This window comes from Allonocardiopsis opalescens (genome assembly GCF_003002095.1).
GTDB classification, from domain to species: domain Bacteria; phylum Actinomycetota; class Actinomycetes; order Streptosporangiales; family Streptosporangiaceae; genus Allonocardiopsis; species Allonocardiopsis opalescens.
In genome coordinates this window covers 426,504-453,097 of record NZ_PVZC01000005.1, presented here as the reverse complement: position 1 = coordinate 453,097, position 26,594 = coordinate 426,504, and the positions used below count along the sequence as shown (strand labels likewise).

Annotated in this window: 26 protein-coding genes; 15 read left to right on the top strand and 11 right to left on the bottom strand. The window is 74.4% G+C overall.

The window, feature by feature from the left end:
- Positions 1-131 precede the first annotated feature (131 nt).
- Both CLV72_RS18925 and CLV72_RS18920 read left to right on the top strand, forming a co-directional pair.
- A complete protein-coding gene (locus tag CLV72_RS18925) occupies positions 132-839 on the top strand; it encodes a sigma-70 family RNA polymerase sigma factor (protein ID WP_245930302.1) in 708 nt (235 codons plus the stop codon).
- On the top strand, positions 836-1,417 hold the full coding sequence (locus CLV72_RS18920) for a copper chaperone PCu(A)C (protein WP_146159491.1): 582 nt from the start codon (positions 836-838) through the stop codon (positions 1,415-1,417). The genes CLV72_RS18925 and CLV72_RS18920 overlap by 4 nt, the downstream gene beginning before the upstream one ends.
- Before the next feature lie 44 nt (positions 1,418-1,461).
- Here CLV72_RS18920 and CLV72_RS18915 read toward each other — a convergent pair whose 3' ends face one another.
- On the bottom strand, positions 1,462-2,733 hold the full coding sequence (locus CLV72_RS18915; RefSeq protein WP_106248040.1) for an aspartate aminotransferase type Ic: 1,272 nt from the start codon (positions 2,731-2,733) through the stop codon (positions 1,462-1,464).
- Between the two features lie 462 nt (positions 2,734-3,195).
- On the opposite strand from CLV72_RS18915, the gene CLV72_RS18910 reads away from it, so the two are divergent.
- The 3 genes from CLV72_RS18910 (at position 3,196) to CLV72_RS18900 (ending at position 6,213) form a co-directional block, all read left to right on the top strand.
- A complete protein-coding gene (locus CLV72_RS18910) occupies positions 3,196-4,599 on the top strand; it encodes a PepSY-associated TM helix domain-containing protein (RefSeq protein ID WP_106248037.1) in 1,404 nt (467 codons plus the stop codon).
- A 359-nt stretch (positions 4,600-4,958) separates the two neighbouring features.
- A complete protein-coding gene (locus CLV72_RS18905) occupies positions 4,959-5,741 on the top strand; it encodes an AfsR/SARP family transcriptional regulator (RefSeq protein ID WP_106248034.1) in 783 nt (260 codons plus the stop codon).
- Positions 5,728-6,213 carry a flavin reductase family protein gene (locus CLV72_RS18900; RefSeq protein ID WP_106248032.1) on the top strand — a complete coding sequence of 162 codons (486 nt, stop codon included), beginning with the start codon at positions 5,728-5,730 and terminating at the stop codon, positions 6,211-6,213. Before CLV72_RS18905 ends, CLV72_RS18900 begins: the two co-directional genes overlap by 14 nt.
- Before the next feature lie 52 nt (positions 6,214-6,265).
- On the opposite strand, the gene CLV72_RS18895 is transcribed toward CLV72_RS18900, so the two are convergent.
- On the bottom strand, positions 6,266-7,270 hold the full coding sequence (locus CLV72_RS18895) for an LLM class flavin-dependent oxidoreductase (protein ID WP_106248029.1): 1,005 nt from the start codon (positions 7,268-7,270) through the stop codon (positions 6,266-6,268).
- A gap of 190 nt (positions 7,271-7,460) precedes the next feature.
- On the opposite strand from CLV72_RS18895, the gene CLV72_RS18890 reads away from it, so the two are divergent.
- From CLV72_RS18890 to CLV72_RS18860, 7 genes are all read left to right on the top strand, one after another.
- Positions 7,461-7,586, top strand: a complete 126-nt coding sequence (locus CLV72_RS18890) for a lasso RiPP family leader peptide-containing protein (RefSeq protein WP_106248026.1) — start codon at positions 7,461-7,463, stop codon at positions 7,584-7,586.
- Positions 7,587-7,689: 103 nt separating this feature from the next.
- Positions 7,690-9,501: an asparagine synthase-related protein gene (locus CLV72_RS18885; RefSeq protein WP_146159490.1), complete on the top strand. Its 1,812-nt coding sequence runs from the start codon at positions 7,690-7,692 to the stop codon at positions 9,499-9,501.
- A complete protein-coding gene (locus CLV72_RS18880) occupies positions 9,501-9,752 on the top strand; it encodes a lasso peptide biosynthesis PqqD family chaperone (protein ID WP_106248020.1) in 252 nt (83 codons plus the stop codon). Before CLV72_RS18885 ends, CLV72_RS18880 begins: the two co-directional genes overlap by 1 nt.
- A gap of 2 nt (positions 9,753-9,754) precedes the next feature.
- Positions 9,755-10,183 carry a lasso peptide biosynthesis B2 protein gene (locus CLV72_RS18875; protein WP_106248017.1) on the top strand — a complete coding sequence of 143 codons (429 nt, stop codon included), beginning with the start codon at positions 9,755-9,757 and terminating at the stop codon, positions 10,181-10,183.
- A complete protein-coding gene (locus CLV72_RS18870) occupies positions 10,180-10,734 on the top strand; it encodes a MauE/DoxX family redox-associated membrane protein (protein WP_106248014.1) in 555 nt (184 codons plus the stop codon). Before CLV72_RS18875 ends, CLV72_RS18870 begins: the two co-directional genes overlap by 4 nt.
- The gene (locus CLV72_RS18865; RefSeq protein WP_106248011.1) at positions 10,731-11,654 is read left to right on the top strand and encodes an ATP-binding cassette domain-containing protein; all 924 of its coding nucleotides are present in this window, start codon (positions 10,731-10,733) and stop codon (positions 11,652-11,654) included. Before CLV72_RS18870 ends, CLV72_RS18865 begins: the two co-directional genes overlap by 4 nt.
- A gap of 13 nt (positions 11,655-11,667) precedes the next feature.
- Positions 11,668-12,633 (top strand): ABC transporter permease, encoded by a 966-nt coding sequence (locus CLV72_RS18860; protein WP_211302953.1) that lies wholly within the window; start codon positions 11,668-11,670, stop codon positions 12,631-12,633.
- A 31-nt stretch (positions 12,634-12,664) separates the two neighbouring features.
- On the opposite strand, the gene CLV72_RS18855 is transcribed toward CLV72_RS18860, so the two are convergent.
- The 5 genes from CLV72_RS18855 to CLV72_RS18835 form a co-directional block, all read right to left on the bottom strand.
- On the bottom strand, positions 12,665-13,642 hold the full coding sequence (locus CLV72_RS18855; protein ID WP_211302952.1) for a hydroxyacid dehydrogenase: 978 nt from the start codon (positions 13,640-13,642) through the stop codon (positions 12,665-12,667).
- 204 nt (positions 13,643-13,846) lie between these two features.
- Entirely contained in the window at positions 13,847-14,767 is a 921-nt protein-coding gene (locus CLV72_RS18850; RefSeq protein WP_106248005.1) for a dihydrodipicolinate synthase family protein, read from the bottom strand.
- A 143-nt stretch (positions 14,768-14,910) separates the two neighbouring features.
- A complete protein-coding gene (araD, locus tag CLV72_RS18845; protein WP_106248002.1) occupies positions 14,911-16,638 on the bottom strand; it encodes an L-arabinonate dehydratase in 1,728 nt (575 codons plus the stop codon).
- A 66-nt stretch (positions 16,639-16,704) separates the two neighbouring features.
- Positions 16,705-17,451, bottom strand: coding sequence for a sulfite exporter TauE/SafE family protein (locus CLV72_RS18840; RefSeq protein WP_106248000.1), 747 nt, complete (start codon positions 17,449-17,451; stop codon positions 16,705-16,707).
- A 6-nt stretch (positions 17,452-17,457) separates the two neighbouring features.
- The gene (locus CLV72_RS18835) at positions 17,458-18,807 is read right to left on the bottom strand and encodes an Nramp family divalent metal transporter (RefSeq protein ID WP_106247997.1); all 1,350 of its coding nucleotides are present in this window, start codon (positions 18,805-18,807) and stop codon (positions 17,458-17,460) included.
- 234 nt (positions 18,808-19,041) lie between these two features.
- Between CLV72_RS18835 and CLV72_RS18830 the strand changes: the two genes are divergently transcribed.
- A complete protein-coding gene (locus CLV72_RS18830; protein ID WP_106247995.1) occupies positions 19,042-19,758 on the top strand; it encodes a ribonuclease activity regulator RraA in 717 nt (238 codons plus the stop codon).
- 11 nt (positions 19,759-19,769) lie between these two features.
- Here the strand turns inward: CLV72_RS18830 and CLV72_RS18825 are convergent, their stop codons facing one another.
- Positions 19,770-20,468, bottom strand: coding sequence for a GntR family transcriptional regulator (locus CLV72_RS18825; protein ID WP_106247992.1), 699 nt, complete (start codon positions 20,466-20,468; stop codon positions 19,770-19,772).
- Between the two features lie 51 nt (positions 20,469-20,519).
- On the bottom strand, positions 20,520-21,737 hold the full coding sequence (lhgO, locus tag CLV72_RS18820; protein ID WP_106247990.1) for an L-2-hydroxyglutarate oxidase: 1,218 nt from the start codon (positions 21,735-21,737) through the stop codon (positions 20,520-20,522).
- Between the two features lie 111 nt (positions 21,738-21,848).
- On the opposite strand from lhgO, the gene CLV72_RS18815 reads away from it, so the two are divergent.
- On the top strand, positions 21,849-23,498 hold the full coding sequence (locus tag CLV72_RS18815; RefSeq protein WP_170141031.1) for a thiamine pyrophosphate-dependent enzyme: 1,650 nt from the start codon (positions 21,849-21,851) through the stop codon (positions 23,496-23,498).
- Positions 23,499-23,536: 38 nt separating this feature from the next.
- Here the strand turns inward: CLV72_RS18815 and CLV72_RS18810 are convergent, their stop codons facing one another.
- Both CLV72_RS18810 and CLV72_RS18805 read right to left on the bottom strand, forming a co-directional pair.
- Positions 23,537-23,851, bottom strand: coding sequence for a hypothetical protein (locus CLV72_RS18810; protein WP_106247984.1), 315 nt, complete (start codon positions 23,849-23,851; stop codon positions 23,537-23,539).
- Between the two features lie 219 nt (positions 23,852-24,070).
- Positions 24,071-24,952: a DUF72 domain-containing protein gene (locus CLV72_RS18805; RefSeq protein WP_106247981.1), complete on the bottom strand. Its 882-nt coding sequence runs from the start codon at positions 24,950-24,952 to the stop codon at positions 24,071-24,073.
- 495 nt (positions 24,953-25,447) lie between these two features.
- Here CLV72_RS18805 and CLV72_RS18800 point away from each other — a divergent pair, with 495 nt between their 5' ends.
- Positions 25,448-26,425 (top strand): protein kinase family protein, encoded by a 978-nt coding sequence (locus CLV72_RS18800; RefSeq protein WP_106247979.1) that lies wholly within the window; start codon positions 25,448-25,450, stop codon positions 26,423-26,425.
- Positions 26,426-26,594 lie beyond the last annotated feature (169 nt).

The window sequence follows — 26,594 nt, the reverse complement described above, 5'->3', positions numbered from 1 at the left end:
GTGCGGCCTTCCCGCCCCACGGTGTGCCGCGCTGCCCGATCCTGCCCGCCGAGGCGCCCCGCGCGCCCGGCGCGGCCCCCCGTCGCCCGCCAGCGGCGCGGCGGCGGGCACCAGCGGAGGACAGAGAAGACGTGGACGACACAGCAAGACCGGCGGGCGGCACCCGCACCGCGCCGCCGCGAACCGACCGGCCCCACCCCGCCCGCCCGCACGGGCGGCCGGGCGCCGGCCGCGCGATGGACGACCTCGCGCTCACCGACCTGGCGATCGCCGCCGTCGCAGGGGGCGACCAGGCCGCCCTCGCCCGGCTGTTCCAGGAGACCCGCCCCGACGTCAGCCGCTTCATCCGCGGCATGGCAGCCCCCGACCTGGTGGAGGACCTCACCCAGGAGACCTACCTGCGCGCCATCCGCAGCCTCCCCGGCTTCGCCGGCCGGGCGCCCGTCCGCTCCTGGCTGCGCTCCATCGCCCGGCACACCGTCGTCGACCAGTACCGGGCCGCCTCGGCGCGGCCGCGCACCGTCGGCGTCGAGGACTGGGAGGCCGTCACCCCGCTCGGACGCGCCGCCCCCAGCGCCTTCGACGAGGAGTACGCCCTGCTCGACCTCCTCGCCACCGTCGCCGAACCGCGCCGCTCCGCCTTCGTCCTCACCCAGCTCGAAGGCTTCTCCTACGCCGAGGCCGCCCGGATGGCCGGCGTCCCGGTCGGCACCGTCCGCTCCCGTGTGGCCCGCGCCCGCGAGGACCTGGCCGCCGCCCTCCGCTCCGCCGAAGCCGACCGCGGCGGCGACGCCGCGTCCGAGCCCTTCGGCGACGACAGGGTCAGGGGGCGGCGGTGAGCAGGTGGAGCAGGCGGGTGGTGGCCGCGGCGCTCTGCCTCGCCCCGGCCGTGGCGCTCGGCGGCTGCGGGGGCGGCGCGGACGCCCCGGCGAGCGCGTCGCCGGCGGCGTCCGCGCCCGACCGGGAACCGAGCGCGGCCGCGGCACCCGGCGGAGACCGCGGCGGCGCGGCCGCCGGGGCGATCACCGTCTCCGAGGCGTGGATCCCCGATCCGGCCGGTGCCGAGCGCTTCGCCGTCTACCTGGCGGCCGCCAACGCCGCGGCCGCCGAGGACGCGCTGGTCGGCGCGTCCTCGCCATCGGCGGAGGGCTTCGACCTGGTTCTCGCCGAGGACCCGGGCGGCGCGGACATGCGTCCGGTCGACGAGATCCCGGTCCCGCCGGGCGGCTCGACGGAACTGCGCCCGGACGGCTTCCACCTGATGGCCGTGGGCGCCGCCCCGATCGCCGAGGGCGACCGCGTCGACGTCGACCTCGTGTTCCGCAGCGGCACCGAGATGAGCGTCACCGCCCCCGTCCTCCCGGCATCGGCACACCCGGCCGACCAAGCACCTGAGGACCACGGCGGCCACCACTGACCGGCCCCGCCCGCCCCGTGCATGCACGGGGCGGGCGGGAGCCGTCAGCTCGCCGAGAGCTTCTCGTAGCCGACCAGGCGGACGCAGGTGGTGAGGCCGAGCATGGCCTGCTCCAGGTCGTCCTGGACGGGGAAGGTCGGCGCGATGCGGATGGTGGCGTCGCGCGGGTCGTCGCCGTAGGGGTGGGTGGCACCGGCCGGGGTGAGGACGATGCCGGCCTCCGAGGCGCGGCGGACGACCTCCTTGGCGCAGCCGTCCGGGACGCGGAGGGTGACGAAGTAGCCGCCCTTGGGGTCGGTCCACTCGGCGAGGCCGGTGCCGCCGAGTTCGGCGGCCAGGATGCGCTGCACGGCGTCGAACTTGGGGCGCAGCAGCTCGCGCTGGCGCGCCATGTGCGCGCGCAGGCCCGCCGCGTCGCGCAGGAACAGCGCGTGGCGCAGCTGGTTGACCTTGTCCGGGCCGATGGAGCGCTTGGCATTGTTGGCGAGCAGCCAGCGCACGTTGTCGGGGGAGGCGCCGAAGAAGGCGACGCCCGATCCGGCGAAGGTCACCTTGGAGCTGGAGCCGAAGACGAAGACCCGGTCCGGATTGCCGCTCGCCGCGCAGGCCGCGAGGAGGTCGGCGGTCTCGACGGGCTCGTCGGTGAGGTGGTGGACGGCGTAGGCGTTGTCCCAGAAGATCCGGAAGTCGGGGGCGGCCGCGGACATGGCGGCGAGGCGGGCCACGGTCTCGTCGCTGTAGCAGGCGCCGTCGGGGTTGCTGTACTTGGGCACGCACCAGATGCCCTTGACGGCGGCGTCGCCGGCGGCCAGCCGCTCGACCTCGTCCATGTCGGGGCCGTCGGGGGTCATCGGCACCGGGATCATCTCGATGCCGAAGCGCTCGCACAGCGCGAAGTGGCGGTCGTAGCCGGGCACCGGGCACAGGAAGGCGATGCGCTCCTGGTCGACCCAGCGCGATTCGGCCCCCGGCACCCGGCCGAGCAGCGCGTGCACCAGGCAGTCGTGCATCAGTTCGAGGCTGGAGTTGCCGAGCGCGACGAGCTGCGTGACCGGCACCTGGAGCGCGTCGGCGAAGATCTCCCGCAGCTCGGGCAGGCCCTGGAGGCCGCCGTAGTTGCGCACGTCCGTGCCGTCGGCGGCGGTGTGCCGGCCGTCGGGCAGGCTGAGCAGGTCCTCGGCCAGGTCCAGCTGCGCGGGCGCCGGCTTGCCCCGGGTCAGGTCCAGCGAGAGGCCGCGTGCGGCGAGGGCCGCGTAGTCCTTCCTGGCCCGTTCCAGCAGTTCCGGCAGGGCGTCGGGGCTCAGCTCCGTGGTCATGGTGTCCTCTCGCGGGGCGTTGCGGGGGCGTTCGCCGAGAATACAAACGATCACGGCCCACCCGCGGCTCGGCCTCGGCGAACCGGCCGGGGGATGCACACCGCCGATCCACCGCGGCGGCGCCCGGTCCTGGGCCCGGCGGCGGCCTGCGGCCGGACGCGGCACACCCCGGTTCCCGGAGCGGCCCGCACCGAAAGTCCGCCGCGTCGGCGATCCGCTGCTCCGCCCAAGGCTATCTGGCCGCCACCCGCGATCCGCGCCGGCCGCGCCCCGGCGGTGCGCGCGTCCTGGGACTCCGCGTACCGACCGGCCGGCGCATGGGCGCGAGCCCGTCCGGCAGTGCGGTTCGCGCTTTCGGCGCGTTCTGGTGGCGGCGAGGGAACTCGCGGACCGATTCGTCCGACTTCATCTGTGCCCGGAACTTGAGCCGGGACCGTGTCCGGTGCGTCGACGGGAGCCGCCATGGCCGTAGAGGATGTCTCGCGGGTTCGCGGCGCCGGTGACGGGGCCGGTGCGGACGCGCCGGTCGAGGAAGGGCCGCGCTCGGCGTGGCAGCCGGTGCGGGCGCTGGTGCTGCGGCTGCACTTCTACGCGGGGGTGCTGGTCGCGCCGTTCATTCTGGTCGCGACGGTGACCGGGCTGCTGTACGTGTGGACGCCCCAGCTCGAGCAGGCACTCTACGACCACGAACTGCACGCGCCGGTGCCCGCGGGTGGGGAACCGCTTCCCTTGAGTGAGCAGGTGGCGGCGGCGCGGCAGGCGCATCCGGAGGCGGAACCGCTTGCCGTCCGGCCCGCGGCGCGGCCCGGCGACACCACCCGGGTGCTCTTTCCCGTCGACGGGCCCACCGAGAGCCACCGCCTCGCGGTCTTCGTGGATCCGCACACGGCCGAGGTGCGCGGCTCGCTGCTCAGCTACGGCGGCAGCGGCGCGCTGCCGGTGCGGGCCTGGATCGACCTGCTCCACCGCGAGCTGCACCTGGGCGACGCCGGCCGCCTCTACAGCGAGCTGGCCGCGAGCTGGCTGTGGGTCGTCGCGGCGGGCGGCGTCGCGCTGTGGATCGGGCGCGCCCGGCGGCGGGCACGGCTACGCCGGGTGCTGCTTCCCGAACCGGGGGCGCGCGGCACCAGGCGGACGCTGTCCTTCCACGGCGCGATCGGGATCTGGCTCTTCGTCGGGCTGCTGTTCGTATCGGCGACCGGGCTGACCTGGTCGCAGTACGCCGGCGCCAACATCTCCACGATCCGCACCGCGATGGACTGGCAGACGCCGTCCGTCGCCGCCGAACTCCCCGAGACGGCCGGACCCGCCGGCGTCGACGTGGGCGCCGACCAGGTGCTGGCCGCCGCGAACGCCGCCGGTGTGGACGGCGCCGTCGAGCTGGTCTACCCGGCCGGCGACGGCCAGGGCTACACCGTCACGGAGTTGGGGACCCAGTGGCCCACCCAGGCCGACTCCGTCGCCGTCGCCCCCGCCACCGGGCAGATCACCGACGAGTTGCGCTTCGACGACCACCCGCTGATGGCGAAGCTGGCCACCTGGGGCATCGACGCGCACATGGGCCTGCTGTTCGGCATCCCCAACCAGCTCGCCCTGACCGCCTTCGCGCTCGGCCTCATCACGGTGATCGTCCTCGGCTACACCATGTGGTGGCGCCGCCGCCCGCGCCCGGGCGAGGGCGCCCTGGCGGCCCCGGTGCCGCGCGGCGTCTGGCGCCCGCTCCCGCGCTGGGCCAAGGCGGCGGCCGTCATCACCGCCGTGGTCGTCGGCATCGTCCTCCCGCTCTGGGCGGCCAGCCTGCTCGTGTTCCTGGCCGTCGACCTCGTCCTGTCCCGACGGGCCCGGATGGCCCACACCCCGGACTGAACCGGCCCTCTTCGCGGGTCCGCGAGCACGGATCCGCCCGTCTCGGCGCACCCTCTTCCCGTGGCGCCGCGCCGGGCCGATGGCCCGCGCCCTCCCGACGCCGGCACCCTGGCGCGAACTCTTCAGCACCTCCGCGACCCGGCGAAAGGGAATCGGGTCCGGGACGCGCGTTTCCGGATGGGCGGGCGTCCGGCATTTTGGGTTCAAGTTCGTGCGTTATGGTGATCTGATGATATTTCAGTGCCGGATCGGCTCGCATATTGGCTGGTCAGCTTCGTGATCACGTTCTTGCGGCGTTTTGGTGCTGCTGTTTACAATCGGAAGTCCGAGACGGAAGGGTCGTTATTAGGGGATCGGTTATGTGCCGGATCGAATTCGGGGTGCTTGGTCCGTTCGAAGCCGTTTTCGACGGGCGGCGGATACCGATTCCACGGGGCAGGCAGCGGGTGCTGCTGGCTTCGCTGGTGCTGAATGCGAATGATGTCGTCTCCGTTGACGAACTGCTGGAGCGGCTGTGGGGCGACCGGTTGCCGAGCCGGCCGCGCGGGGCGCTCCAGACCTGTCTGACCCGGTTGCGGCACTGGTTGGACGCCTATGCCGAGGGGGCGTCCGAGCTGGTCAGGACCTCTTCGGCCGGATACGTGATGGAGCTGCCCGACCACAGTGTGGACCTGCTGCGGGCGCGGCGGCTGCTGCGGGAGGCGGAGGCGGCGGCGGGGCGCGGCGATCTGCTGGGGCAGTCCATCGCGCTGACCGCGGTGCTGGGGCTGTGGCGGGGGGCGGTGCTGTCGGACGTGCGCTCGGACTCACTGCACCGCGATGTGGTGCCGCGGCTGGCCGAGGAGTACCTGCGAGCGCTGGAGTGGCGCTGCGAGGTGGGGCTCGCGCTTGGCCGCCATGACGAGCTGGTGGGCGACCTGGTGGCGGTGACCCGGCGGTACCCGTTCCAGGAGCGGTTCTGGCAGCAGCTGATGATCGCGCTGTGCCGGTGCGGACGGCAGGTGGAGGCGCTGGCGGCCTACCGGCAGGTCAGTACGCACCTGCGGGACGAGATCGGCATCGATCCAGGCCCGGAGCTGCGCAAACTGCATGTCGCGATCCTGCGCAACGACCTGGCGGTGATGTCGCATGGTGCTCGCTGAGGGCTTCCGGCCGGCCGAGCCGCGGTCCTTCCGCACGGTGCTCGGCCACTTCTGCACCGGCGTCACCGTCATCACGACCGAGCACGGCGGCCCGGCCGGCTTCACCTGCCAGGCGTTCAACGCCCTGTCGATGGATCCGCCGCTGGTGCTGTTCTGCGTGTCCAACACCTCGGCGACCTGGCCCCGCATCCGCGCGGCCGGCTTCTTCTGCGTGAACGTGCTCGCCGCCGGCCAGGCCGAGCTGGGCCGCCGCTTCGCCGCCCGCACCGGGGGCCGCTTCGACCGGATCGACTGCGGCAGCTCCCCGGGCGGGGCCCCGATGCTGCCCGGCGCCGCGGCCTGGATCGACTGCACGCTGGAGAGCCACTTTCCGCGCGGCGACCACACGATCGCGATCGGCCGCGTCACCGAGATGCTCGCCGACTCCACCCGCGACCCCCTCCTGTACTACCGGGGCCGGCTGGGCGTCTGAGGCCGGGGCCCCGGCCACCGGTTGCCGGCGGCCGGGACCCGGCCTCAAAGGCTCAGCCCAGGCCGGCGACGGCCTTGGCCAGCAGCTCGTAGGAGCGCACCCGGTCCTCGTAGTCGTGCACCACCGTCACCGCCATCAGCTCGTCGGCCCCGGTGAGCTCGACGAGTTCGGCCACCCGGCGGCGGACCGTCTCGGTGTCGCCGATGAGGTGGGCCGCCATCCGCTCGCGCACCTCGGCGCGCTCGGCCGCCGGCCAGGCGTAGGTCGCGGCCTGCTCGGGCGTCAGGTTCGGCCCGTCGCGCCGCCCCTTGAGCGACTGGTGGATGATCACGGCGATCGGCCCGGCCAGCCACTGCGCCTGGTCGTCGTCATCGGCCACCAGCACCGACGCGGCGAGGAGCGTGCGCGGCCGCTCGCACAGCTGCGACGGGCGGAAGGCGGCGCGGTAGGCGCGCAGGGCCGGCTCGGCGTTCTCGGGGCGGATGTGGTGGGCGAAGGCCAGCGGCAGGCCCAGCTCGCCCGCGAAGCGGGCGTTGTCGACGCTCGACCCGAGCAGCCAGATCTGCGGCCTGCTGCCCTCGGCCGGCACGGCCGAGATCTCGCCGGGCGCTCGCGGCCCGAACAGGGCGAGGAGTTCGCGGACCTGCTCGCGGTAGGCGTCGGACCCGGGCGGCGCGCTCACCCGGCGCAGCGCCCGCGCCGTCGCCGGGTCGGTGCCGGGCGAGCGGCCGATCCCCAGGTCGATTCGGCCCGGGTTCAGCGCCTCCAAGGTGCCGAACTGCTCCGCGACGACGAGCGGCGGGTGGTTGGGCAGCATCACGCCGCCGGACCCGACGCGCAGCCGCGAGGTGCGGGCCGCGATGTGCGCGGCCAGCACCGGGGGAGCGCAGCTGGCGATGAACGGCGCGCTGTGGTGCTCGGCCACCCAGAACCGCAGGTAGCCCAGCCGCTCCGCCTCGGCCGCCAGGTCGGCCGACTCGCGCAGCGCCCGCGCGGGCGTCGAACCGTGCCACACCGGAGCCGTGTCCAGTATCGAAAGGTCGATCACTGCCGCCATCCCTTCATCACGTCGTCCGGACACGACAGATCCTTTACTTGAAACCTGTCGGCGGCAACAGATCTGAATTTCTGGCCGCGTATTTGAAAGGCAAGTGAAAGCGAAGTGAAATAGCCGCGGTCCTAAATTTGGCTTGCAGGTCGGAGGGTCCATTGGAGTGACTTTCCGCACGCGGAAGGAAGGTGCTCTCATGCAGGAAGAGACTGCGGTCTACGAGCCGCCGACGCTGGCCGAGGCCGGCGAATTCACCGAGGTCACCCTCGGCCGTCCTAGCTGGGGATTCGAGAACGACTGGTCATGCGTCATGCTCTGCTGAGCCGACGTGAGTCATTGCGGAAATAAATCCGTGCCGGCGCCGGAAGGAAATGTCCCGGCGCCGGCACGGGCCCCGGACTTGGGAGGGCGGAGCGGTGGAGTTCGTGGTGCTACCGGACAGCCCGGGAGGTGCGGCGGTTCCCGTCGCCGCGGCGCTGCTCGAAGCGGCCGAGGGACCGGCGGGCGTCTCGGTGATACCGCACGCATCCGGCCGCCCGTGGATCGTCGGCCGCTGGCCCGTGGGCGCCGTCACCTGGGCCGTCGCCGGACGCCGCCGCGCCGCGGTCTTCGGGCCGTCCTCGGCGACGGAGGAGTGGCTGCGCCGGGCGCTCGACGGCGCCACCACGGTCGCCGGCTTCGACACCCCGGTGGCCGGCCTGGCCGGCGGCTTCCACCTGATCGCCTCGATCGACGACCGCATCCGGGTGCAGGGCAGCCTGTCGACGGCCCGCCAGGTCTTCTTCGCCGACATCGCCGGCACCCCGGTCGCGGCCGACCGCCCCCAGACCCTGGCCGCGCTGATCGGGGGCGCCCCGCGCCCCGAACTGCTCGCCGGCCGCCTGATCGCCCCCTGGGTGCCGTGGCCGCTCAACGAGGAGTGCCTGTGGAAGGGCGTGGAGGCGCTGCCGGCCGGCTGCTACCTGGAGATGAGCGTCGGCCGCGGCTGCCGGGCGGTCCGCTGGTGGACTCCGCCCGACCCCGACGTGCCGCTGGCCGCCGGGGCCGAACGGGTCCGCACCGCGCTGAACGACGCCGTCGCCGTGCGGACGCAGGGCCGGCGGACCGTCAGCGCCGACCTGTCGGGCGGCATGGACTCCACCAGCCTGTGCTTTCTGGCGGCCGGCAGCGTGCCCCGGCTGGTCACGACCCGCTGGGAGGCGGCCGACCCGGCCGACGAGGACCGCGACTGGGCCGACCGCGCCGCCGTCGAGCTGCCGGGCTCCGAACACCTCGTCCTGCTGCGCGGCACCGCGCCGACCTGGTTCGAGGGCCTGTCGGCGCCCGATCCCGACACCGAGGCGCCCTTCGCGTGGATCCGCACCCGGTCCCGGCTGGTGCACATGGCCCGCCAGGTCGCCGCCCAGGGCTCGACCCTGCACCTGACCGGCCACGGCGGCGACGAACTGTTCCTCGCCAACCCGCTCTACCTGCACACCCTGGTCCGCACCCACCGCCTGGGCGCGCTGCGCTACCTGCGCGCCTACCGCGCGATGTACCGCTGGCGGCTCGGCCCGACGCTGCCCGCGCTGCTGCGCGACGAGAGCTTCGGGGCCTGGCTGTCGGCGCTGGCCGAACGGCTCACCGACCCGATCCGAGAGGTCGGCGCCGCTCCGTCCTTCGGCTGGGGCATCGGCTACCGATTGCCACCGTGGGCGACGCCCGACGCCGTGGACGCGACCCGCGCCCTGCTGCGCGAGACCGCGCAGACCGCGCCCGAGCCGCTGTCGCGGCTGCGCGCCCAGCACGCCGCTCTGCAGGACGTGCGACTGTGCGGCGACACCCTGCGCCGCGTCGACCGGCTCACCTCGCGCCACGGCGTGTCCTGGCACGCGCCGTTCGTAGACGACCGGGTGGTGGAGGCGGCGCTGGCCATCCGCTTCGAGGACGTCGCCATGCCCGACCGCTACAAGCCGGCCCTGGTCGAGGCGATGCGCGGCACCGTGCCGGACGCCGTGCTGGGCCGCCGGACCAAGTCGGAGTACAGCGCGGAGGCCTACGACAGCCTGCGCCGGCACCGCGACGAGCTGCTCGGGCTCTGCGAGGACATGCGGCTGGCCCGGCTGGGCCTGGTCGACGCCGACGCGCTCCGCTCCACCCTGCTCGCCCTGCCGCCCTCGTCCTTCACCCTGATGCCCCTCGTCGCCACCTTCGCCTGCGAGGTGTGGCTGCGGGCCGTTCCGATCGGAGGTTCCTGATGCTGCTCGCGCCCGACGTGACGCTCACCGTGACCGAGCGCGGCATGGTGCTGCTCGACGAGCGCTCCGGCCGCTACTGGACGCTGAACGCCACCGGCGCCACCGTCGTGCGGATGCTGCTGGACGGGGAGACCGTCGATGACGCGCTGGCGGCCCTGCGCGACCGCCACCCGTCGGCCGCGGACCGGATCGCCGCGGACGTCGAGCGCTTCCTCGCCTCCCTGCGCGACGCCAAGGTGGTGCGCTCGTGACGATGCCGGTCGCGCTCGAACCGTCCGTGCGCGTCGGGCGGCGCCGCCGGGTGGCCGCGCTGGCCGCCGTCGGGCTGGCCTGGCTGCTCCAGCGGCTGCGGCCCCGCCGGCTGCGCGCGGTGCTCGGCCTGGTGCGCCGCGGCGCCCGGCCCGCGACGGAGGCCCAGGCGCTGTCGGCCCGGCGCACCGTCGTGACGGTGAGCGTGCGCTGCGCGGGCCAGGGCTGCCTCCAGCGCTCGATCGCCACCGCGCTGCTGTGCCGCTTCGGCGGCAGCTGGCCGGACTGGTGCACGGGCGTGCGCACCGAGCCCTTCCGGGCGCACGCCTGGGTGGAGGTGGCCGGCCGGCCGGTCGGCGAGCGCGACGAGGTGAGCGTCTACCACAAGACGATGACGGTGCGGGCCGCGGCGCGGCGGAGGCGGGCGCGGTGAGCGGCCAGCTGACCCTCGCGGCGCAGGCGCTGATCGGCGCGGTGTTCGCGCTCGCCTTCGTCGGCAAGCTGCCCCCGGACCGGTTCCGGTCCTTCACCGGCACGATCCGGCGGCTGGCCGCGCTGCCCGGGCGCACCGCCGGGTACGCGGGGGCGGCGATCCTGGCGGGGGAGGGTGCCACGGTGGTGCTGCTGCTGCCACCGGTGGCGCCCCGGGCCGGCTTCGCGCTGGCCGGCGTGCTGCTGGTGGTCTTCGTGGCGGTCGCGGTGCGCGCCGTCCGGGGCGGGGTCTTCGCCGAGTGCCGCTGCTTCGGCTCCCGGCGCTCGGTGATGGGCCACGCCATCATCGTCCGCAACCTGCTGCTGCTCGCCGTCGTCCTGGCCGGTCTGGCGGGTCCGCCCGTCCCCGACCTGAGCTCCTGGCCCGCGGCGCTGGCCGTGGCGGCCGGGGCGGCGGCCGGACTGCTGTTCGTCCGCTACTACGAGCGGCTGGCGCGGCTGGTGATCCGGCGGGTCGCGGCCGCGCCCGCCGGGGCGGAGGGCGAGGCGTGATCGAGGTGATCGGCGTGAGCCGCCGCTTCGGCGCGGTCCTGGCGCTGGACGACGTGACGCTCAGCGTCCCCGCCGGGACCGTGCTCGGCCTGCTCGGCCACAACGGCGCGGGCAAGACGACGCTGATCGAGATCCTGACCGCGCTGTGCCGCCCGAGCGCGGGCACCGCCCGGGTGGCCGGCTACGACGTGGTCACCCAGGCCGCGCAGCTGCGGCGGCGCATCGGGCTGACCGGCCAGTCCGTCGCGCTCGACGAGCAGATCTCCGGCCGCGACAACCTGGTGCTGATCGCCCGCCTGCTCGGCGCGGGCCGGCGGGCCGCCCGTGCGCGCGGCGGCGAGCTGCTGGACGCCTTCGACCTGGCCGGGGCGGCCGACCGCCCGGTGCGCACCTACTCCGGCGGGATGCGCCGCCGCCTCGACCTGGCGGCGAGCCTGATCGGCCGGCCCGACGTGCTCTTCCTGGACGAGCCGACGACCGGCCTGGACCCGGCGGGGCGCCGCGCCGCCTGGCAGGTCGTCCGCGAGCTGGTGCGCGGCGGCACCACGGTCATGCTGACCACGCAGTACCTCGACGAGGCCGACCGACTGGCCGACGCCATCACGGTGCTGGCCGACGGACGGGTGGTCGCCTCCGGCACCCCGGCCGAGCTGAAGGCCAGGGCCGGGGGCCGCACCGCCACCGCCCGCCCGGCCGAGGCCGAGGCCGTGACGGACGCGCTGTACGCGCTGCGCACCATCGGCCTGCGCGCCGACGCGGACCTCGGCGCGGTGACCGTGCCGGTCGCCGCCCCCGGCGACCTGGCCGCGATCGCCCGCGCGCTGGACGACGCGCCGATCGGCCCCTACGAGCTGACGCTGACCGAGCCGACCCTGGACGACGTGTACCTCTCCCTGATGGGGACGCGGCGGGCGGCATGATGAAGGACGGCACGTGGCCTGGTACTGGAACCCCGGATCACCCGCCCAGGGGCACGTCGGCGGCTGGGGGCCCGAAGCCGCCGGCCGGGCCGGCGCCCTCGCCGAGCACGCCGCGGCGGCGGCCGTGACGGCGGCCGGGCACGCGCCCGCCCGCGCCGGCCGGCCCGAGGCGGGGCCCGAGCCGGACCCGCCCGAGGCGGCCTGGAGCGGCACCGGGATCGCGGCGCAGGTGCTGGTGCTGACCGGCCGCTCGCTGCGCGCGGTGGTGCTCGACCCGCGGCTGCTGCTGGCCAGCCTGTTCGCGCCGATGGTGATGCTGGTGCTGTTCAGCCAGCTCTTCGCCTCCGTCGCGGCCGCGCCCGGCTTCCCCGACGTGCGCTACATCGACTTCCTGGTGCCCGCGATCCTGGTCACCTCCGCGATCCAGGCGGCACTGAACACCGGCCTCGGCCTCACCCAGGAGATGTCGAACGGCATCATCACCCGCTTCCGCACCCTGCCGGTCTGGCCCGGCTCGGTGCTGCTGGCCCGCAGCCTCGCCGACGTCGTCCGCAACGCCGTCCAGCTGCTGCTGGTCGTGGTCGCGGCGGCCGCCGTGTTCGGCTTCCGGCCCGCGGGCGGGCCGCTCGGCACGCTCGGCGCCTGCGCGCTGGCCCTGGCCGTCGGCGGCTGCCTAGGCTGGATCTTCATCGCGCTGGCCTGCTGGCTGCGCAGGGTCGAGCTCATGCAGAGCGTGGCCGGTCTGGTGACCTTCCCGCTGGTCTTCGCCTCCACCGCCTTCGTGCCCGCCTCGGGCCTGCCCGGCTGGCTGCGCGCCGTCGCCCAGGTCAACCCGGCCACCTACGGCATCGAGGCCGCCCGCGGCCTCGCCCTCGGGCAGCCCGCCCTGCTCAGCGCCGCGATCGCCCTCGCCATCAGCCTGACGGTGGCCGCCGCCGCGGCGGCCGTCGCGATCCGGGGCTTCCAGCGGCGGCGCTGAGGCTGCCGCCGCGCGGCCGCCCGGGGCGGGATCAGCCCGCCGCCCGCTCCCACGCCTGCGGATTGACGACGGCGGCGGCGGGCGGGCGGCCGCCGCGCAGGACGGTGATGACGGCGTCGGCGGCGCCCATGGCCATGCGGCGCATGGAGCCGTGGGTCTGGCCGGCGAGGTGCGGGGTGAGCACGGCGCCGCCGGCGGACAGCAGCGGGTTGTCGGCGGGCGGCGGTTCGGCGGTGAAGACGTCGACGCCGGCGCCGCGCAGCCGTCCGGTGCGCAGCCGCTCGGCCAGGGCGGCCTCGTCGACGATGCCGCCGCGTGCGGTGTGCACCAGGACGGCCCCGGCCGGCATCAGGTCGAGTTCGCGGGCGCCGATCAGGCCGCGGGTGCGCTCGGTCAGCGGGACGTGCACCGTCACGGCCGCGCAGGTGGAGAGCAGTTCGTCCAGGCCGGCGGGTTCGGCGCCGCGGGCGCGGACGGCGGCGGCGCCGAGGAAGGGGTCGTGGCCGGCGACCTCCATCCGGAAGCCGTCGCGGGCGATGCGCGCGACCTCGGCGCCGATCCGGCCGTAGCCGATGACGCCGAGGCGCGCGCCGCGCAGCTCGACGCCGGTGAGGGCGTCGCGGTCGGCGAAGCCGCCGGTGCGCACCCGGTGGTCGCCGGTGACCACATTGCGCGCCACCGCCAGCAGCAGCGCGAAGACGTGCTCGGCGACGGCGACCATATTGGCGTCGGGGGTGATGCAGACCGGCACGCCGCGCTCGGTGGCGGCGGCCACGTCGATGCTGTCGACGCCGACGCCGTGCCGCGCGATCACCGCCAGCTCCGGCATGGCGGCGATGTCGGCGGCGTCGACCGGCCGGGTGCGGGTCAGGACGCCGCGGACCTGCCCGGCCACCTCGGCCAGCGGGCGGGCGCCGGGGCCGAAGCCGACCTCGACGCGGGCGTGCTCGCGGAGCCGGGTGAGGGCGTCGGGGTGTACGGGCTGCGGGACGTAGACGACGGGGAGCACCCGTCCTCCCTCCGTTGACGCGCCGGCGCTGCGCTCCGGCCGACGTAGTGGAACACTGATATACCAGTATTCCATTCAGTTCGATCTACGGCCAGCCCGGTGCGGGGACCGGCCGGTCCAGGAGGGTGCGGGCGCCCGTCGGCGGGAGGCGTGGGTCGCGCCGCCCCGGCCGCGCGGCGGGCCGGGGCGGTGGGGGTGCGCCGGTCAGGCCGCCGGCGCGGCGGGCCAGCCGGCCAGGATCCCGCGCAGGGCGGCGGTCTCGGCCTCGCCCAGGTCCTCGCAGGGCGCGCGCACGCCGCCGACGTCCATGCCGGCCTCGCGCAGCGCCCACTTGACCACGGAGACGTTGTGCCGGCCGCCGTCGCGGGTGCGCATCAGCTCGAAGGGCAGGACCTGCCTGACCCGCTCGGCCAGCAGGCCGAGGTCGCCGTCGCGGGACGCCTCGTAGACGCCGAGGGCCAGGTCAGGGCGGACATTGGCCAGGCCGGAGGTGAAGCCGATCAGGCCGTGCCCGCGCATGGCCGGGACCATCGACTCCGCCGAGCCGCAGGCCCAGGCGCAGGCGGTGCGCAGCTCCTCGTCGGCGAGCAGGCTGCCGAGCAGGTTCATCTCGGGCCGCGCGTACTTCACGCCGACCACCTTGGGCAGCCGGACCAGGCGGGCGATGGACTCCCTGCTCAGCCGGGGGGTGCGGATGTAGATCAGGGACGGCAGCGGCGAGCGCTCCGCCAGGTCGGCCAGGAAGTCGGCGATGCCGCGGTCGCCCGCGAGGGGGTCGAGCGGCTCGTGCAGCATGACGGCGTCGTAGCCGAGCCCGGCGGCCGCCTCGGCCAGCCGCAGCGCGTCGGGGGCCGCCCCGGCGAGGCCGGCCACCCGCACGGCGTTCGAGGCGCCGGCCGCGACGGCGCGCAGCAGCTCCAGCCGCTCGTCCTCGGTGAGCTGGTAGAGCTCGGCGGTGTTGCCCAGGGCGGTGACGGCGTGGATGCCGGCCTCGTCGCAGGAGCGGGCCAGCTCGGTCATGAGCTTGGAGTCCAGGGGGCCGGTCCCGTCGCGGAAGGGCGCGATCAGGACGGCGTTCACCCCGCCGAGGCGCTCGGTCAGGGTGTTCTCGTCAGTATTCGGCATGTTGGTATATTAAGATACCAAGGAGTGGCCAGCAAGGCCGCCCACCGGCGTCGAGAGGCGCCCGTGCCCGTGCCCGAGTCCGCGCGGCGCGGGGTGGTGCCGGTACGGCCGGGACCGCCGCGCGGCCCCGGCCGTACCGGTGCTCAGTGGATGGCCGGCTCCGGGTTGCCGCCGCGCCCCTCCAGGAAGTCGAAGTCGCAGCCGGTGTCGGCCTGGCCCATCCGGGAGAGCGCCGCTCTGGCGTAGCCGCGCTGGTACGGCGAGACCGGCGGCCGCCAGTCCGCCCGGCGCCGCTCCAGCTCGGCCGGGTCCACCAGCAGCTCCAGCCGCCGCCGCGCCACGTCCAGCTCGATCAGGTCGCCGGTGCGCACCAGCGCCAGCGGCCCGCCCACGGCCGACTCCGGGGCGACGTGCAGCACGCAGGTGCCGTAGCTGGTGCCGCTCATCCGCGCGTCGGAGATCCGCACCATGTCCTCCACGCCCTGCGCCAGCAGCTTGCGCGGGATCGGCAGCATCCCCCACTCGGGCATGCCGGGCCCTCCGACGGGGCCCGAGCCGCGCAGCACCAGCACGGAGTCGGCCGTGACGTCGAGGTCGGGGTCGTCGATGCGGGCGGCGAGGTCGTCGTAGTCGTCGAAGACGACCGCCGGGCCGGTGTGCCGCAGCAGCGAGGGGGTGGCGGCCGTCGTCTTGATGACGGCGCCGTCGGGCGCCAGCGAGCCGCGCAGGATGGCCAGCCCGCCCTCGGTGGACAGCGCGGTCTCCGGCGTGCGGATCACGTCGTCGTCGTACACCTGCGCGCCGGCCAGGTTCTCGCCGAGCGTGCGGCCGTTGACGGTGGGGCGGTCCAGGTGGAGCAGGTCGCCGAGGCGGGCCATCAGCCCGCGCAGCCCGCCGGCGTCGTAGAAGTCCTCCATCAGGTACGTCCCGGACGGCCGCAAATTGGCCAGCACCGGGACCCGCCGCGACAGCTCGTCGAAGTCGGCCAGGGTCAGCTCCACCCCCGCCCGCCCCGCGATGGCCAGCAGGTGGATGACGGAGTTGGTGGACCCGGCCAGCGCGAGCACCACCGTGACGGCGTCGGCCACCGACTCGCGGGTGACCAGCGAGCCCGGCGTGCGGCCCTCCCACACCATCTCGACGATCTCGCGCCCGGTGGCCGCCCCCATCTGGGCGTGCGCGGAGAAGGCGGCGGGGATGGAGGCGGCGCCGGGCAGGCTGAGCCCCATCGCCTCCACCGCCGAGGTCATGGTGGAGGCGGTGCCCATCGTCATGCAGTGGCCGGGCGAGCGGGCGATGCCGTCCTCGATGCCCTCCCACTGCTCCTGGGTGATCTCGCCGGTGCGCAGCTTCGCCCAGTACTTCCAGGTGTCGGAGCCGCTGCCGAGGACCTGGCCGGCCCACCGGCCGCGCAGCATCGGCCCGGCCGGCAGGAAGATCGCCGGCAGGTCGGCGCTGAGCGCGCCCATCACCAGGGCTGGGGTGGTCTTGTCGCAGCCGCCCATCAGCACCACGCCGTCCAGCGGGTAGGAGCGCATCAGCTCCTCCACCTCCAGCGCGAGCAGGTTGCGGTAGAGCATGGTGGTGGGCTTCTGGAAGGGCTCCGACAGCGACATGGCCGGGATCTCCAGCGGGAAGCCGCCGGCCTGGTAGACGCCGCGCTTGGCGTCCTCGACCCGTTGCTTGAAGTGGGTGTGGCAGGGGTTGATGTCGCTCCAGGTGTTGATGATGCCGATCACCGGCTTCCCGGCGAAGTCCTGGCGGTCGAAGCCCATCTGCTTGGCCCGGGACCGGTGCCCGAACGAGCGCAGGTCGTTGACGCCGAACCAGCGGTGGCTCCTCAGCCGGGTCGGGTCGCGGTGCGTGGTCATCCGCTCAGCCCTCTCGTCGTCGTTGCGTGGCCCCGGGCGCGCAGGCGCCGCGCCGGGGGAAGCAGGTCATGCGGCGCCCGCCACGGTATGCAACACGGCGTCGGCGATGGCCGCCAGGGCCGCCACCAGGCCCAGGCCGAGCACGGCGGCCTGGAGCCGGCCCGGGGTGAGGCGGTCGTTGAGGAAGCCGCTCAGCCGCAGGCCGAGCAGGGCGACGGGCAGCAGGATCGCGGCCATCGCGGCGTGCCGCCAGTCCCAGCGCCCCATCAGCACGACGGCGGCCAGCGACATGACGGTGCCCGCGAGCAGCGCCGCGCCCACGGTGGCGCGCATGACCGGGCCCGGCTGTCCCCGGTAGGCCAGGCTGGCCGGCGGCCCGCCGACCCCGGCCGCGGTGCCCATCACCCCCGACGCGAAGCCGGCGGCGACCTGGGTGCGCCAGTTCAGCGGCGGCGCCTGGCGCGCGGCGCTGACCGCGATGGTGGCCAGCAGCACCGCCCCCACCAGCAGCCCCAGCAGGTGCGGCGCGACCAGGGCGAGCAGCGCCGCGCCCACCACCGTGCCGGGGGCGCGGCCGGCCATCATCAGCAGGCTGCCGCGCCGGTCCAGCGCGCGGAAGTCACGCACGAGAGTGCCCAGCAGCAGCGACATCCCCAGCAGCAGCGGCACGGTCGGGATCGCCAGCGGCTCGACCACCGCGAGCAGCGGCACCACGGTGAAGCCCAGCCCGAAGCCCACGGCCCCCTGCACGGACGAGCCGAGCAGGGTGGCGGCCGCGAGCAGGATCCATGTCAGCCCGTCACCCAGGTCCATCGACGCTCAGACGAACATCAGGACGGTCTGCTGGATGCCCTGGTAGGCCGCGACCGCGACGAAGACCAGCAGCACCGCCAGCCCGGTGTTCTCCCACCTGTTGTTCACGTGCTCGCCCATGATGTCCCTGCGGTTCAGCATGAAGCAGAGCCCGACCAGGATCAGCAGCAGGAAGGGCGAGGTCAGCACGTGCGAGACGACCACCAGCACGACGAAGTCGGGCGCGTTCGGCAGTGACCACAGCACGGCGAGCAGGCCCCAGGCGACCATCCACTTGTAGATCGGGTCGGAGTTGGGCCGCTCGCGGTAGCGTTCGGCCCGCTTCGGGCGCACGGCGTGCGCCGATTCCACCGTCATCGTGCTCAGGGCGAACAGCGATCCGGCCACCGTCGTCCAGGCGGCGCCGAGCAGCCCCGCGTAGAAGATGTACGGGCCGATCGGGCCGATGGCGGTGCCGAGGGCGCCCGCGATGTCGGCGGCGGTCTCCGCCCCGCGGCCGCCGTGCAGCACCTCGGCGCCGATCGCCCAGATCGCCACACCGAGGAAGAAGACGACGACCACGCCGAACAGCAGGTCGTAGCGCTGCACCTTGCGGTGCGCCGGGGTGGTCCAGCCCTTCTCCTTGAGGAACTGCGGGTAGAACAGGCTGGTCATCGAGCCCAGGGTGGCCAGCACCAGGCTGGAGGCGATCAGGGTGGAGTCGAAGAGGCCCTCGCTGGGCGGGAGCTGGAAGGCCAGGCCGCGGACGAACTCGGCCCAGTTGATGCCGACCAGGACGATGCCCAGCACGAAGGAGGCGACCATCGCGGCGAGGACGAACTTGAAGATCCGCTCGATCAGCCGGTAGGCGCCGGAGAAGGTCACCAGCAGCACCGACGCGGCGCCGATGACCGACCACCAGAAGGTCGGCAGCCCGCCGAACAGCCCTTCCAGCGCCGTCCCGACCCCGCTGAGGGTGAACGAGAGCAGGATGTGGGTGTAGAGCGCGAAGGCGATCAGGAACAGCCAGCCGAATACCGGATGCGTGCGGTGGAAGCCCCGGACGATGCTGGCGTCGCGCCGGACGTTGTACAGCGGGTACTTCGCCAGCAGATTGACGAAGAAGAAGCGGAACACCAGGCTGAGCGGCAGCACCCACAGCAGGGCGTAGCCGTAGTTCCCGCCCGCGACCGAGTTGTCGATCAGGTCGCCGGTGCCCACCCAGGCCAGCGCCACCACGATCCCGGGGCCGAGCGAGGTGATGTACCCGCGCAGCGTGGTGGGGATCGGGGCGGGGGCCGCCTCGGTGGGCCGGTCGGCGGTCGCGGCCTGCCGGCCGGCGGCCGTCGAGGACGGGTCTGGGGCGGTGTCGGTCATCGTGGCTCCTCGCTCAAGGAGGGGGGTCTTGTGCGGCGGCGGACGTGACGAACGGCTCAGCGGCCGGGTTGATATGTTGGTATACCGTAACGTTGGTATATCCCAACGGCAATACCCCGGAAACATCCATCGGGCGCGGACGTACCCCCGGACCAGCCACGACCCGGCCGCCGCCCCGGCGGGCACCGCGCCGGCGGTGCCGGCCGTCCGCGCCCAGCCGCCGCAAGGAGACGCATGAGCGACACCGCCCCGGCCCCCGTCGACCCCGCCGTCATCGAGGCGCTGCGCGCCGTCAGCACCGCCACGATCACCACCCAGCTGATGGACCGGGGGCTGCGCAACACCTTCCTGGAGGGGCCGCGGCAGCTCAACCCCGCGACGCCGCGCATGGTCGGACCCGCGTTCACGCTCCGCTACATCCCGGCGCGCGAGGACGTCGACGTGCTCGCCGTCTTCAAGGACTACGACCACCCGCAGCGGCGGGCGGTCGAGCAGACGCCGCCCGGCGCGGTGCTGGTCATCGACGCCCGGGGACAGACCCGGGCGGCCTCGCTCGGCCACATCCTCGCCACCCGGCTGCGGGAGCGCGGGGCGGCGGGCGTGGTGACCGACGGGGCAGTGCGCGACATGGCCGGATTCGCAGCGCTCGACCTGCCCGCCTTCGCGGCGGGCGCCGCGCCCACCACCAACCTGGCCAAGCACCACGCCGTCGACCTCCAGCAGCCGATCGCCTGCGGCGAGGTGGGCGTGTACCCGGGCGACATCATCGTCGGCGACCACGACGGGGTCGTGTGCGTGCCGCGGCACCTCGCCGCCGAGGTGGCGCGTGCGGGTGTGGAGCAGGAGCGGCTGGAGGACTTCGTGCTGGCGCGGATCGAGGAGGGCAGGCCGCTGCGCGGCACCTACCCGCCCGACGAGGCGACGCTGCGGGAGTACCGCGAGCGGGGCTGAGGCCCGGCGGCTCAGCCGCCGCCCTCGGGCTGCGCGTCCTCCAGGCGTTCGAGCATGCGCTCGATATGGCGCCGCACCAGCTGCTCGGCCTCCTCGGCGCGGCCCGAGCGGGCGGCCGCCAGGATGCGGGCGTGCTCGTGGAACTCCTGCTCCCAGGTGGGGCTGAGCCGCCAGAAGATGCTCAGCGTGGCGAGCGCGGTGAGATCCTGCAGACCGTCGAGAGTGCCCACGACCAGGGTGTTCTCGCACTGGGAGTACAGCGCCCGGTGGAAGCGGCGGTTCTCCAGCGCGAGCGCCGCCGAGCGCTCGTCGACGGCCAGGCTCTCCACGCCGGCCAGCACCTGCTCGGCGAGGGAGAAGTCGACACCGGGCCGGCGCACCGCGCTGGCGAGCGCCCACGGCTCCAGCAGCAGCCGCTGCTGGTAGATGTGGCGGGCGTCCTGGTGGCTCAGCTTGCGCACCGCCACGCCCCGGTTGCGGGTCACCTTGAGCAGGCCCGAGCCGGACAGCTGGATCAGCGCCTCGCGCACCGGGGTCTTCGAGACGCCCAGCATCTCCGCCAGCCGCCGCTCGACTAGCACCTCGTCCGGCCGCAGCTGCCCGCTCAGGATCGCCTGCCGGATCGACTCGGCCACCAGGTCGGAGTGCGACCGCGACGCCCCCAGCGGCGGCAGCGCGGCGGCCTGGGCGGCCAGGTCAGGAGTGGACATAATCCTGGTATACCACAGCGGTTTTATCCCGTTTCCCTTTTGGCCGGAGCCTTAGGCGATCTCGCTCAGCGCCCGCTCGGCGATGGCGCGGCCGATGGCGAAGGAGGCGGTGGCGGCGGGGGACGGGGCGTTCACGACGTGCAGGCAGCGGCCCTCGCGCTGGAAGAGGAAGTCGTCGACGAGCGCGCCGTCGGGGGTGAGGGCCTGGGCGCGGACGCCCGCCTCGGCGCGGACCAGGTCGCGGCCGCGCACCTCGGGCAGCAGCCGCCGCACCCCGCGGACGAACAGCGGCTTGGCGGCCGAGCGCGCCATCTCGGCCAGGCCCGCGCGCCAGTACCGGCGGGCCAGCAGCCGCAGGCCCCGGCTGGCGGCCAGCTCGCGCAGCGTGCGCGCCGACACGTCGCGCCGCCGGTAGCCGTGCCGGGAGAGCGCGAGGACGGCGCTGGGCCCCGCGTGCACGCCGCCGTCGACGGAGCGGGTCAGGTGCACGCCCAGGAAGGGGAAGGCGGGGTCGGGCACGGGGTAGACCAGGTGCCGCACCAGGTCGGTGCGCTCGGGCCGCAGGTGGAAGTACTCGCCGCGGAAGGGCACGATCGCCGCCTTCGGCGCGGCGCCGCTCGCCCGGACCAGCAGGTCGCTGTGCAGCCCGGCGGCGGTGACGACCTGGCGGGCCCGCAGCGTGCCGCGGTCGGTGGCGACCAGCGCGGCCTCGCCGTGCGTCTCGATCCCTTGCACGGTCGTGCCGAGGCGCAGGTCGGCGCCGTCCTCGGCCAGCAGGGCGGCGATCCGCTCGGCCACCGCGCCGTAGTCGGTGATGCCCGTCTCCGGCACCAGCAGCGCCGCGGCACCGGCGATGTGCGGCTCCCGTGCGCGCAGCTGCGCGCGGGTCAGCCGCTCGACCCGCACGCCGTTGGCGCGACCGCGCTCGTACAGCGCCTCCAGCCGGGGCAGCTCGCTCGCGTCCGAGGCCACGACCACCTTGCCGCAGCGCTCGGCGGGCAGGCCCTGCTCGGCGCAGAAGGCGTACATTTCGCGCAGGCCCTCGCGGGTGAGCCGCGCCTTGAGGCTGCCGGGCGCGTAGTACAGCCCGCTGTGGATCACCCCGCTGTTGTGGCCGGTCTGGTGCCGCCCCCAGCCCTGCTCGCGTTCGAGCAGGCAGAGCCGGAGCCCGGGGCGGGCGCGCAGCAGCGCCCGCGCCGCGGCGAGCCCGACGATGCCGCCGCCCACGACGGCCACGTCGACGGTGTCGGCGACGGACGGTGGGGTCATGGGGGCTCCTTCGGGGCGGTGGCGATCACGTAGGCTGTATCCTGATATACCAAGATATGATCAACTGATCGAACCGGCGACTGAGCGAGCGAGCACGGGAGCGTGACGCGGGTGAGCCACCGTCTGGGCGGACACGTCGTGGTGGAGCAGCTGCTCCAGCATGGAACGGACCTCGCCTTCTGCGTGCCGGGCGAGAGCTACCTCGCCGTCCTCGACGGCCTGTACGACGCACGCGACCGCATCAGGCTGATCACCAACCGCCACGAAGGCGGTGCCGCCATCATGGCCGCCGCCTACGGGAAGCTGACCGGCCGCCCAGGGGTCTGCCTCGTCACCAGAGGGCCGGGAGCCACCAACGCCAGTATCGGCGTGCACATGGCGCACCAGGACGCCAGCCCCATGGTGCTCTTCGTCGGCCAGGTCGGCACCGACCAGGCCGGTCGGCGGACCTTCCAGGAGGTCGACTACCGCGCCATGTTCGCGCCGCTGGCCAAGGCCGTGCTCCAGATCGACCGGGCCGACCGCGTCCCCGAACTCGTCGCCCGCGCCTTCCACACGGCCGTCTCCGGCGAGCCGGGCCCGGTCGTCGTCGCCCTTCCCGACGACGTGCTCATGCACAGCACCGACGCCCCGGTCGTCCCGGCCGCGCCACCCGTCGCCGCCGCCCCCGCACCGGCCGACCTGGCCCGCTTCCTGGCCGAACTCGACGCCGCCGCCCGCCCGCTGCTGGTGGCGGGCGGCTCCGGCTGGACCCCCGAGGGCACCGAGGCGCTACGCCGCTTCGCCGAGGCCCGCGGCCTCCCGGTCGCCACGGCCGTGCGGCACCAGGACCTCATCGACAACCGCTCCCCGTCCTATGTCGGCACGCTCGGACTCAACACCACCCCGGGCCTGGCCGAACGCGTCGGCCAGGCCGACCTGGTCGCGCTGATCGGCACCCGCCCCGACGCGCTCACCGTCGAGAACCACAGTCTGCTGTCCGCGCCCCATCCCGCCCAGCGCCTGCTGCACGTCCACCCCTCGCCCGACGTCCTCAACCAGGTCTACCGCGCCGACCTCGCCATCGTCTCGGGCCCCACCGCCTTCGCCACCGCCCTGGCGGACACCGTCGGGTCCGCGCGGGCGGGGGTGAGCGCGGAGGCCGCCGGGAGCCCCGCGGCATCCGGACGGTCCGCGTGGACCCGTGAGCTGCGGGCCCTGTTCACCCGCGAGCGCCCCGCCCCGGCGTCCGGCGTGGATCCAGCGCCCTACCTGCGCATCCTCCAGGAGCGGCTACCGGCGGACACGATCATCACAGCGGGCGCGGGCGCCTACACGGCCTGGCCGCAGCGCCACTGGAGCTTCACGCGCTACCCCTCGCAGCTCGGCACCCAGTCCGGCGCGATGGGCTACGGCCTCCCCGCCGCGATCGCCGCCAAGCTGGTGCACCCCGAGCGCGCCGCCGTCGCCTTCGCCGGGGACGGCTGCCTGCTGATGACCGGCCAGGAGCTGGCCACCGCCGCCCGCTACAAGACCGACGTCCTCATCATCGTCGTCAACAACAGCAGCTACGGCACCATCCGCCAGCACCAGGAGGCCCGCTTCCCCGGCCGCGTCAGCGGCACGGACCTGCACAACCCCGACTTCGTCGGCTACGCCTGCTCCTTCGGCGCCCACGCCGCCCGCACCCGCACTCCCGAGGAGTTCGAACAGGCCCTCAAGGAGGCCCGCACCCACCCGGGCCCGGCCCTGATCGAGATCGTCACGGCGGAACCGGCCTGAGTGGCGCGGGTACCGCCGTACGGGTGCGCCGGAGCCGGTCAGCGCAGTTCGAGGGAGCCGTCGAAGACGGGGTCGCCCGCATCGCAGTAGGCGCGGCTGGTGTCGGTCCCGCCGGGCACCCACGGGCCGAACGCCGAGTACTCGTCCCCGCCGCCGAGGTCGCGGCAGTCGGCGACCGCACGGACCTCGGTGTACTCGTTGCCGGAGTGCCCCCGGCACACCGAGGAGACGTGATCGGCGGTGTGGTCGACCGAGGGCGCGCAGGCCAGGCCGGGAGTGGCGGTCGCCGTGGCGGAACCGCAGGCGGCGCCGGACAGGACCAGGGCGGCCGCCAGCGAGGACAGTCGTCGCATCGGCAAGGGCTCCTCCGTCGCCATGCCCGACCGCATCGAACCGCGGCCGCCACGCTCAGTATCAGCAGCCCCGGACCGACCCACAACGCGCACAATTACTTTCAGTAGCCAAATGACCGTCTCTAACAGGCGCTTCCGCTGCGGGTAAACCCACTCGATCACTGCGAAGGGCTGCGGACCATAACCGGCCACGGCGCGGGCGCGGTCCCGTCGGCTCCGTCAGTCCGCCGCTTCGAGCAGCTCGCTCATCAGGCGCGCCGCCGTGACGGAGGCGTCGCCGCAGCAGTTGTTGAACAGCACGTGCACACTGTCGGCGCCCTCGGCGAGGCGGCGGACGCGCGGCAGCCAGGGCAGCAGGTCCTCGCGGGTGTAGTGGTGCCGGAAGCGGTCCTCCTTGCTGCCGGTGCCCCAGTGCGGGCTGCGGCCGTGGAAGCGGACGACGGCCAGTCCCTCGCAGGTCGCCTCCGCTACCGGCGGCATCGAGGTGGGCAGGTTCTGCGCGGTGTCGACGGCGACCAGCGCCATGCCGTGCTCGCGCAGCAGCGCCGGAGTCCCGGCACGCCGCCCGCCGGTCAGCCAGGCGGGATGGCGGAACTCGACGGCGAGCGGCACGCCCTCGGCCAGTTCGGCGCAGCGCGCGATCCGCGCCCGCGCACCCGGACCGGGCGCGAACGACGGCGGGAACTGGAGCAGCACACTCCCGAGCCGGTCCCCGTCGCGCAGCGGCGCGATCCCGTCCAGGAAGGCCCGCCACACCATGCGCTCCCCGTCCGGCCCGAGATCGCGAACGCCCACCGAGCGCGTCGGCGGCCCGGACGGCCGCAACTCCGGCGGCAGCCGCCCGACCTGCGCCCGATGCCCGGTCATCAGCGCGAATGCCTTGACGTCGAAGACGAACCCCTTGGGCGTCCGCTCCACCCAGGCCCGGCTCCGCTCCGCCCCCGGCAGCGCATAGAACGAGGCGTCCACCTCGACCACCGGAAACACCGACGCGTAATACCGCAAGCGCCCCTCAGCGGTCCGCGCCCCCACCGGATACCACCCACTGGCCACCAGCGCCCGATCCGTCCACGAACACGTCCCGACCACGACTCCGCCCATGACGCCCCGGATGCCCGCCCCACGACGCCCTAGCCACCCCCGACCCGCCCCAGAACCCGTTTCCCGAGGCCATCGGCGTCCTATGGCGTCGTCGAAGCGCTCCCGGGGTCGGGCGGGTCGGGTGCGAGCAGACGCGCTCGGACGGTGCCGGTCGCGAGACCGCGGCGGAGCCGAGGCCGGCTGGTCGGTCGTTCGGCCACCGCCGGGAAACCGCTGGAGCCCACGGCGCGAACACGACGTGAGTTCCAGGTGCTGAACGCGGAGCCTCCATCCGGATCCGGCCGCAAAGGCTCTTCGTTGGACACAATCAGGCGCGATTCGGTGGTGAAAGCAGCGAAAAGCGGCTTTCCGTCAGTGTCGAATCCGGATCGTGCGCATTTGTCGCCGACAACGGATCAACTGCCGTATGATTCCGGCAGGCAGAACGAGGGGCGGTCTTAATCCATGGCGCGGATCGGGCGCGGCGGGGAGCGGGAAGAACCACGGAATGGCGACGTGAATCCCGACGGCGATCGCTTGGCGAACAAGGTCACCGACAGCAACGTCTCCGGAAATCTCGTCCAGGCGCATTCCATCGGTGAATTGAACATCCACGGCAGCCGTATCGTGGTCGCCGCCCAGGACGACGCGCCTGCCGTCGGGTGGCGCGGCAGAGCCGAGCTGCGTGTCGGTGGCGAGCGGCTGCTGCTGCACGACCCTGTCACCGAATCGCTTTCCGGCGACGGTGCCGTGCGCCGCCACCAAGCGCTCGCACAGCGGCTCTCCTCGCCGCACGGCTACGTCTGGCTCCGCCACGACGCCGTCCTGCGGCCGACCGTCGGCGAGACTCCAGGCGCCCGCGCGCTCGACCGCGAGGCAGCGCTGCTCGACCGGCTGGGCCGCCGGACCGAACTGCCGCGCATCGTCGTCCACCGTGCCGACACCACGGGCTCCGTGCTCGCCCTGCACTGGCCCGAGCGGACCGACGGCGGACCATGCGACACCCTCGCCCGGCTGCTGGAACGGGCGGCCGGGCCACTGGCCATCTGGCCCGCGCAACGGCTCCTGACCGCTCTGGCCGAACTCGCCGGCACCCTCGCCCGCCTCCACGCGCACGGCCTTAGCCACCGGCTGCTCGAACCCACGGGAATCATCGCCGCGAGCGGCGGAAGGCTGCTGCCACGTGATCTCGGGGCGGCCGCGCAGCCGCCGGCCGCGGGTGAGGGACCGGGCGACCACCAGGCGCCAGAGCAGAGCCATCGCGGGTACGGCGTGCCAGGCCCGGCCACGGACGCCTACCGGCTCGCCGCAATCGCCTATCACCTCGTCATGGGGGTGCCCCCGCACCCGCGCCACCCACTGCCGGTGCCCACCGACCGACTGCCGTCCGAAGCCGGCCGCGCCTTGGCCGACGCCCTGGCGGCCGAGCCCGGCAACCGGCCGGACCTGTCCGAACTCGGCCGCCGACTGCTTACCGCCTACGGCCGGTATTGAGGAGTCGCCCATGAGTCAGTTCCCTGTTCAATTGCAGTCCCCGCTGTTTCTGACGCCCAGCAGGAATCTGCACGAACAACTGAGCCGACTTCCCGCCGACCGCCAGGGCCTTCTTCCCGATCCGGCGCGAATCGTCGCCGATCTGAATGAGCGGACCAGGGGCGGCGGG

Excerpts from the sequence above, each read along its gene's own strand:
- CLV72_RS18905 (WP_106248034.1), top strand. The coding sequence starts at position 4,959 with ATGTGCCGGATCGAATTCGGGGTGCTTGGTCCGTTCGAAGCCGTTTTC.
- CLV72_RS18830 (WP_106247995.1), top strand. The coding sequence starts at position 19,042 with ATGAGCGACACCGCCCCGGCCCCCGTCGACCCCGCCGTCATCGAGGCG.
- CLV72_RS18825 (WP_106247992.1), bottom strand. The coding sequence starts at position 20,468 with ATGTCCACTCCTGACCTGGCCGCCCAGGCCGCCGCGCTGCCGCCGCTG.
- CLV72_RS18915 (WP_106248040.1), bottom strand. The coding sequence starts at position 2,733 with ATGACCACGGAGCTGAGCCCCGACGCCCTGCCGGAACTGCTGGAACGG.
- lhgO (WP_106247990.1), bottom strand. The coding sequence starts at position 21,737 with ATGACCCCACCGTCCGTCGCCGACACCGTCGACGTGGCCGTCGTGGGC.
- CLV72_RS18895 (WP_106248029.1), bottom strand. The coding sequence starts at position 7,270 with ATGGCGGCAGTGATCGACCTTTCGATACTGGACACGGCTCCGGTGTGG.
- CLV72_RS18810 (WP_106247984.1), bottom strand. The coding sequence starts at position 23,851 with ATGCGACGACTGTCCTCGCTGGCGGCCGCCCTGGTCCTGTCCGGCGCC.
- CLV72_RS18835 (WP_106247997.1), bottom strand. The coding sequence starts at position 18,807 with ATGACCGACACCGCCCCAGACCCGTCCTCGACGGCCGCCGGCCGGCAG.
- CLV72_RS18910 (WP_106248037.1), top strand. The coding sequence starts at position 3,196 with ATGGCCGTAGAGGATGTCTCGCGGGTTCGCGGCGCCGGTGACGGGGCC.
- CLV72_RS18875 (WP_106248017.1), top strand. The coding sequence starts at position 9,755 with ATGCCGGTCGCGCTCGAACCGTCCGTGCGCGTCGGGCGGCGCCGCCGG.
- CLV72_RS18850 (WP_106248005.1), bottom strand. The coding sequence starts at position 14,767 with ATGCCGAATACTGACGAGAACACCCTGACCGAGCGCCTCGGCGGGGTG.
- CLV72_RS18880 (WP_106248020.1), top strand. The coding sequence starts at position 9,501 with ATGCTGCTCGCGCCCGACGTGACGCTCACCGTGACCGAGCGCGGCATG.
- CLV72_RS18805 (WP_106247981.1), bottom strand. The coding sequence starts at position 24,952 with ATGGGCGGAGTCGTGGTCGGGACGTGTTCGTGGACGGATCGGGCGCTG.
- CLV72_RS18890 (WP_106248026.1), top strand. The coding sequence starts at position 7,461 with ATGCAGGAAGAGACTGCGGTCTACGAGCCGCCGACGCTGGCCGAGGCC.
- CLV72_RS18900 (WP_106248032.1), top strand. The coding sequence starts at position 5,728 with ATGGTGCTCGCTGAGGGCTTCCGGCCGGCCGAGCCGCGGTCCTTCCGC.
- araD (WP_106248002.1), bottom strand. The coding sequence starts at position 16,638 with ATGACCACGCACCGCGACCCGACCCGGCTGAGGAGCCACCGCTGGTTC.
- CLV72_RS18840 (WP_106248000.1), bottom strand. The coding sequence starts at position 17,451 with ATGGACCTGGGTGACGGGCTGACATGGATCCTGCTCGCGGCCGCCACC.